A 3,502-nucleotide genomic window follows, 5' to 3' on the forward strand; every position below is an offset into this window, starting at 1 on the left:
CGTCATGCGCGACGGCCAGCCCGTCGAAAGCCGCGAAGCGGTCGCCCGCCGCGACGAGTTGATCGCAAAGCTCGCCAGCCTGCCGCCGGTCCCCGGTGCGCTGGACCAGCTCATCCAGCATTTCGGCACCGATACCGTGGCTGAAGTGACGGGCCGGTCGCGGCGCATCATCCGCAAGGCTGGCAAGGGCGTCACTGTTGACCGCCTTGTCGTCGAGAACCGCGCAGCTTCGGCCAACCTGGCCGAAACCCAGGCGTTCATGGACGACGGCAAGCAGGTTCTGGTATTCTCCGACGCCGGCGGTACCGGCCGCAGCTATCATGCCGAACTGTCGGCCCGAAACACGCGGCTGCGCGTCCATTACCTGCTCGAAGCCGGATGGAAGGCCGATACTGCGATCCAGGGACTTGGCCGAACGCACCGGACCAACCAGAAGCAAGCGCCCCTGTTCCGGCCGATCACCACGAACGTCAAAGCCGAAAAGCGCTTCCTCTCGACCATCGCCCGCCGTCTCGACACCCTGGGCGCGATCACGCGCGGCCAGCGCCAGACCGGCGGTCAGGGCCTGTTCCGGCCGGAGGACAATCTGGAATCGCACTACGCCCGCGACGCGCTGCGCCAACTCTATCTCCTGCTGATCCGCGGCAAGGTCGAGGGATGCTCGCTCGATCGCTTTGAAAGCGCCACCGGGTTGAAGCTGATGGACTCCAACGGCATCAAGGATGACCTCCCCGCCATCACGACCTTCCTGAACCGGCTGCTGGCCTTGACCATCGAGCTTCAGGGCGTGCTGTTCACCGCCTTCGAGCAGCTTCTGACCGCGCGGATCGAGGGCGCCATCGCATCGGGAACCTATGACGCCGGGCTGGAGACGCTGCGGGCCGAGAGCTTTGTCGTCACCGACCGCCAGACGATCTATACGCACCCGCGCTCCGGCGCCCAGACCCGCCTGCTGACCATCACCGAGCGCAAGCGCAACCATCCGGTCACGCTGGCCGAAGCGATGGGCTACCTCGACGATCCGCTCGCGGTGCTTCTGATTAACGAGCGGTCTGGCCGCGCCGCCGTGCAGGTTCCGACCACCAGCGTCATGCTGGACGATGGCGAGATCGAGCGCCGTGTCCGGCTGCTCCGGCCGATGGAGGCGCAGAACATCCCGGTCAAGGCCATGCCGGAGACCCATTGGGTCGAAGCCGAGCGGGATGCCTTCGCCTTGGCCTGGAATGCCGAGATTGCCGAGGTGCCGGAGTTTTCCGACAGCACTTTGCATATGGTGACGGGTCTCCTGTTGCCGATCTGGAAGCGGCTGCCGAACGAATCTACCCGCGTCTATCGGCTTCAGACCGATGCCGGCGAGCGGATCATCGGCCGCCGCGTTTCTCCCGCCTGGGTTGCTCACGCGACTGCGACCGGCGCCGCCTCGATCACGCCGGAGGATGCGTTCACCGCCCTTATGGACGGCAAGACGATCCTCGATCTCACCGAGGGCCTCCAGCTTCGCCGGGTCCGCGTCATGGGCGCGCTGCGCATCGAACTCACCGGCTTCACCGACACGATGCGCCAGCGCCTCACGGCCTATGGCCTCTATCACGAGATCATCTCGTGGAAGCTGCGCTTCTTCGTGCCGACCGACGCGCAGGGTCCGGCCATCATCGACAAGCTCTTCGACCGCTGGCCGGTCGAACGCATCGGCGAACGGGAGGCCGCATAAATGGCTTCGCGTCACGGCTCGGAACTGGCGCATCGTCTCGGCCGCGAGGCCGAGGCGGTCTGCCGCGAATACCTGTCCTCCGGTCGGAGGGCAGGCAATTACTGGCAGGTCGGGGACGCGCAGAACAGCCCCGGCCGCTCCCTCTATGTCCGGCTCAGGGACACCCCCAAAGGTCCGGCCGGGAAATGGACCGACGCCGCCACCGGCGACCATGGCGATCTGCTCGACATCATCCGCGAGGCGCTTGGCCTCGTCGATTTCAAGGATGTGGTCGAGGAAGCGCACCGTTTCCTCAGTCTCCCGCATCCCGCGCCGGAACAGACAGGGACGCCGACCGGCAGGACATCGGGCATTGCCGTCGGTTCGCCGGAAGCGTCGCGGCGGCTGTTCGCCATGTCGCAGCCGATCCCCGGCACGCTCGCGGCGACCTACCTCAGCGGGCGGGCAATCACGTCGCTCATCGGCGGCACCGCACTGCGCTACCATCCCCGGTGCTATTACCGGCCCGACGAGCAATCGCCCACGGAGATCTGGCCCGCGATGATCGCGTCCGTCACCGATCTTGACGGGCGACAGACCGGCGCGCACCGCACTTGGCTCGCCCCGGACGGCTCGGGCAAGGCGCCTGTCGAAACGCCGAGGCGGGCGATGGGCGACCTTCTCGGACACGGCGTCCGCTTTGGCGTTGCCGGAGATGTGCTGGTCGCCGGAGAGGGCATCGAGACCGTGCTGTCGCCCCGTCAGGTTCTGCCGCACATGCCGATGCTGGCGGCGCTCTCGGCCGCACACCTCGCCGCCATCCTGTTCCCGGCGACGCTGCGCAGGCTCTATGTCCTTCGCGATCGTGATCCGGCTGGGGACGGCGCGAGAGACAGCCTGATCGCCCGAGCTGCGAGCGTCGGGATCGAAGCGGTTGCGATGTCGCCAGCGCGCGAGGACTTCAACGAGGATCTGCGCTGGCGCGGCGTCGATGCCCTCCGGGCGGCCCTGAAGGATCAGCTTCATCCCGTGGACGTCAGCCGGTTCATGGAGGGGTGAGAGGATCGGCGGGGGATGGGGCAAAGCTCTGAATGGCTCCGCCTGCCGTCTCCACTCATCATCGGGAACACCCTTCCCGCGTCGGAGAGGGCGCCCACGGCCTTCTGAGAGGGCGATCGGCTCACAAACGGGCCAGCCGGGCAATGGCGCTGCGCTTTCGGCTATTTTCCGCCGGCGGGGCAAGCCCCGCCTTTGCATCGCGAAGCAAAATAGCCGGCTTGGCCATCAAGGCCCTCGCGGGAGCACGAGGGCTGCCAGGCCGTCCCGCCTGTGAGCTTCGACGCCTGCGAAGGCCGCGATGGGCGCGGTCTCCAGACGAAGGATGCTCCCGATGATGAACGAAGACGATGACGCAGGCTTCGAGCCGTTCCACACCTCATCCCCCACCGATCACGTCCTCACCGAACTCCAGCTCTATGGCTACCGCCCTTTCCAGGACGAACCCGATCCGCGTCCGCTACCGGAGGGCAACACCGTCGCCGCAGCCGTCGCAGACATCTTCGACGCCCTCGTCTCGACGCTCGGCGACACCCGCCTCGAACCCGATCTCGACGATCTCCTCTGGTCGACGGTCAATCTCTTCCATCGCGCCGCCGACCGGGTCGAACGCGAACTCGACGACAACGAGCAGGGGCAGCGCCGCCTTCAGCGGGAACAGGATGGCAGCGAGGTCAAGAGCGTCGAACTCGAACGCCTCACGGCGGAGGGACAGACCCTGGTCGAACGGCGCAACAGCATGGAACTCTTCCGCGA

Annotated in this window: 2 protein-coding genes and 1 pseudogene; all 3 read left to right on the top strand. The window is 66.8% G+C overall.

The window, feature by feature from the left end; translation table 11 throughout:
• Positions 1-1,711: strawberry notch C-terminal domain-containing protein (locus VYI76_RS03265; RefSeq protein WP_326523346.1), on the top strand; the 1,711-nt coding region annotated here is incomplete at its 5' end.
• Entirely contained in the window at positions 1,712-2,749 is a 1,038-nt protein-coding gene (locus VYI76_RS03270) for a DUF7146 domain-containing protein (RefSeq protein WP_326523347.1), read from the top strand. It begins immediately after the preceding gene.
• A gap of 331 nt (positions 2,750-3,080) precedes the next feature.
• Positions 3,081-3,502: pseudogene (locus tag VYI76_RS03275) on the top strand (hypothetical protein); the annotation flags it as partial.

The sequence above is a fragment of the Sphingomonas sp. genome (genome assembly GCF_035910975.1).
Taxonomy (GTDB): domain Bacteria; phylum Pseudomonadota; class Alphaproteobacteria; order Sphingomonadales; family Sphingomonadaceae; genus Sphingomonas.

What these genes read in the sequence shown, in the direction of transcription:
- VYI76_RS03270 (WP_326523347.1), top strand. Translation starts at nt 1,712, where the DNA reads ATGGCTTCGCGTCACGGCTCGGAACTGGCGCATCGTCTCGGCCGCGAG.